At 42.2% G+C, this 3,245-nt stretch carries 3 protein-coding genes; all 3 read left to right on the forward strand.

All coding sequences use genetic code 11. The features are described 5' to 3' along the window. On the forward strand, positions 1-202 hold a 202-nt coding region (locus AC4GME_RS17120), incomplete at its 5' end, for a hypothetical protein (RefSeq protein WP_490379866.1). Between the two features lies 1 nt (position 203). Beyond that, positions 204-917: a glycosyltransferase gene (locus tag AC4GME_RS17125; RefSeq protein WP_490379867.1), complete on the forward strand. Its 714-nt coding sequence runs from the start codon at positions 204-206 to the stop codon at positions 915-917. Between the two features lie 943 nt (positions 918-1,860). After that, positions 1,861-2,826: an alpha/beta hydrolase gene (locus AC4GME_RS17130; RefSeq protein ID WP_490376513.1), complete on the forward strand. Its 966-nt coding sequence runs from the start codon at positions 1,861-1,863 to the stop codon at positions 2,824-2,826. Positions 2,827-3,245: the final 419 nt, after the last annotated feature.

Here is a 3,245-nt window from a genome sequence, read left to right on the forward strand (position 1 = left end):
TGTTACCGTTGAGCAGGTGATCTCTCGTTATGGTCAAAGTCTTGAAAAAGCAAAATTGCTGCTAAAAACCTACCTTGGCCATTACCATCAAGCAGCTGACGACAATAGTGTGCAACGACAAAGTCTGGCTTGTGCTGTGCTTACACCTTTCGAGCATATTCCCGAAGATAAAAAGGCATTACTGCAAGTATTGAAAAGATAAGATGAGCAAAACTTTACTGTCAATTGTGATCCCACTGGCAAAAGGTGAAAGTCAGTGGCAACGCTTATGTCAGGATTTTGATCTGTTACCAGACGGTAGCGAAATCATCCTTGTTGCCAGCTATGGTGATGATATAGGCGAGCAGCTCGCCTGCTTAAGGCAACGTTTTTGCAGACTAAGCTGGCAGCTTATCTACAGCACTCAAGGTCGAGGGATACAACTCAATAAAGGAGCAGCCTTGGCGAGACACCCCTTTATCTGGTTTTTACATGCTGATAGCCAAATCACAGCAGACAATATCAACTCATTATTCGATTGTTTGACGAATAAAAACAGCCAGAATTCACTGTTTTATTTCGATCTGTATTTTTTCGATAAAAGCAGTTGGCGGCTAAAAATCAATGAAGTAGGTGCCAAGTTTCGCTCCAATGTACTTGGGCTGCCATTTGGCGATCAGGGCTTTTTCCTTAGCAAAGATACTTTTACCGCCTTAGGAGGTTATAGCGAAGATACGCCTTACGGCGAAGATCACCTGTTGGTATGGCAAGCTAAACATCAGGGAGTAAAACTGCGTCGCTGTCCAAGCCAACTTGCCACCAGCGCCAGAAAATATCAAATTCATGGTTGGCACTATTTGACACTAAAATATCAATACCTTTGGCCCAAGCAGGCTATCCCCCAGCTAGTGAAACTGATAAGAGCCAAGCTATCTTGAACTTAATGTAGCCTCATTAATATGTTATGAGCATGATATGGGTGCAGTCGGTTCACTTTTGTTGGGGGGATCTTTCTTTACTAGTTCCCCCAATGTAGCATTGGTGACTTGTTGGCGTACCGCTCGATACGATGCTCTATCCGGACATAAAAAATCAGCATTAAAGTTACTTAATACTTATTCTATAATCTGGTGATGCACAATTGAATACTTTGTCATTTTAATTTACTACAGACATAAAAAACCGTTTCCAAACTCGTTAGTCAATCTGCAGATTAATTTCTTTTCTTTTTCTGCCCGAAAGAAAAAAGACCGACATTTTTAATCCCCCATTTCCACGCCTATAAAGAAGCGGTAACATTAAAAATAGTGAGGTATTCCGTCCTACATCTGACTAAGTTTTCTATCAGGGCAAAAGGAAATAACAGCTCCCATATCGACCGTTTTTGATTTTACTGGGTTATCCACAATTTTATTTTTTCTAATGAAATCCCGGCAAAGCAATATTCGCTTCGGCAAACAATCGTTGCTATTTCACAAGGTATTGTTCATTTGGATGAAAAATATAACAAAGCAGATCTTGCTTTACTCCCGAAAATTGAGCCCCACAGCTAACGCTATTTGATTAGAAAAACTGTCATTATCTACTATGCTGAAATAAAAGAAATAAGCAGCTGACAGTGTGTAGTGAGATAGTTGCTTAAATTAAAAAGAGCGTTTGTTCTTCCTATACTCTTCAAACACATGGGGCATATATTTATGATCTTTTTACTGTCGCGGCAGAGCTTATGTTAGCAACTGTTTTTGCTCTTATAGGGGGTATTATTGCCAATAATATCGGACTGGTTAACCTCAGTACTTATAAATATATTGCTGATCAACTGGCCCTTTATTCCACATTCAAAATTGCTGTTCTTCAATCTAACTTTATTCGCCGCATCTCATGAAAATCCCCCCCATGCCCTCAACAGTATTTCAATCTTTTTTCTTTCTCTGCTGCCTGCTCCTGCTGACAAGCTGTGCACCTAATTTTACAAGCGCTGAAAACTCTGGAAAGTCTGAGCCTCAACTGCAGGAAACATTATTTATTTCCTATGACGGGACTAAGCTGCCTCTGCAGGTCTGGCCCCCCTCAGGCAGTATGGATGCAGCCAGGTTCATATTGATCGCAGTGCATGGATTTAACGATTATTCCAATTTCATTAAAAGTAGTGCGCAATATTTCAACAGGCATCAAATAGCGGTTTACGCCTATGACCAGCGCGGCTTCGGCAATGCACCAGTAAGGGGAAGATGGGGTAGCAGCGAAGCCATGGCGCAGGATCTGAAAACTCTTGTCCGGCTTATTACACAAAAGTACCCCGACCAGCCCCTCTACCTACTGGGCCACAGCATGGGTGGGGCTGTAATTATCCAGGCCATGAGCGGGGAGAACCACCCTGATATTGCCGGTGCCATTCTTGTTGCACCAGCACTCTGGGCACGTTCCACCAGCCCGCTTTATCAGAATGTGGCCCTCTGGCTTGTTGCCCACACCATCCCCTGGTACCGGGTTACCGGAGAAGCACTCTACAGAAAACCAAGCGACAATATTGAAATGCTCAAGGAGCAGGGACGCGATCCCATGGTGATCAAGGAAACCCGATATGATACGATTTACGGCCTGCAAAACCTTATGGATGCAGCCTATGCCGCAGCTGACAACTACAAGCTCAAAACCCTTGTTCTCTATGGCCATCTAGATGAAATAATACCGCAGAAACCTGTTCTTGATGCCTTCCAGCGTTTCCCGGCTCAACCCGCAGGACAGAAACAGTTAATTCTCTATGAAAATGGCTACCATATGCTGCTACGCGACCTGCAGGGTGAAAATGTCATGAAGGATATTGTTTTGTGGTTAAATAATTAGTTTCCACTGTTTTTTCTTTCTCTCATATTAATGAGAGATAAAGCACGACTTGATCGGCAAATACAATAACAAAAGTATGCTACGGTTTGCCCTTCTACGGGGAAAACAGAAGCACTGGTTAGCCTGATATTAACAATGTAAATAGCGGGCGTTATGCGATTGTTGTAATGAATTGTGCCAGTTGGTATTGCAATAAAATAACCAGTCTCTTTGATAATCTTACTTACTAATCTATTATTATTTTTAATAGTCATGTAATTAATAAAACAGCTTTGCCTAATAAGAATATAGGATAGTCACACTAATACCATGCAGCCAATCCATGAATTACTTAATCGAATCCACTGGGATTCCGAGTTCGGCAAGGGCGAGTTTGAGCTGTGGTTTCTGGTTCGTGTTGCAGCGCAGTTGATTAAATT

The organism is Psychromonas sp., from assembly GCF_983033635.1.

What these genes read in the sequence shown, in the direction of transcription:
- AC4GME_RS17125 (WP_490379867.1), top strand. Translation starts at nt 204, where the DNA reads ATGAGCAAAACTTTACTGTCAATTGTGATCCCACTGGCAAAAGGTGAA.
- AC4GME_RS17130 (WP_490376513.1), top strand. Translation starts at nt 1,861, where the DNA reads ATGAAAATCCCCCCCATGCCCTCAACAGTATTTCAATCTTTTTTCTTT.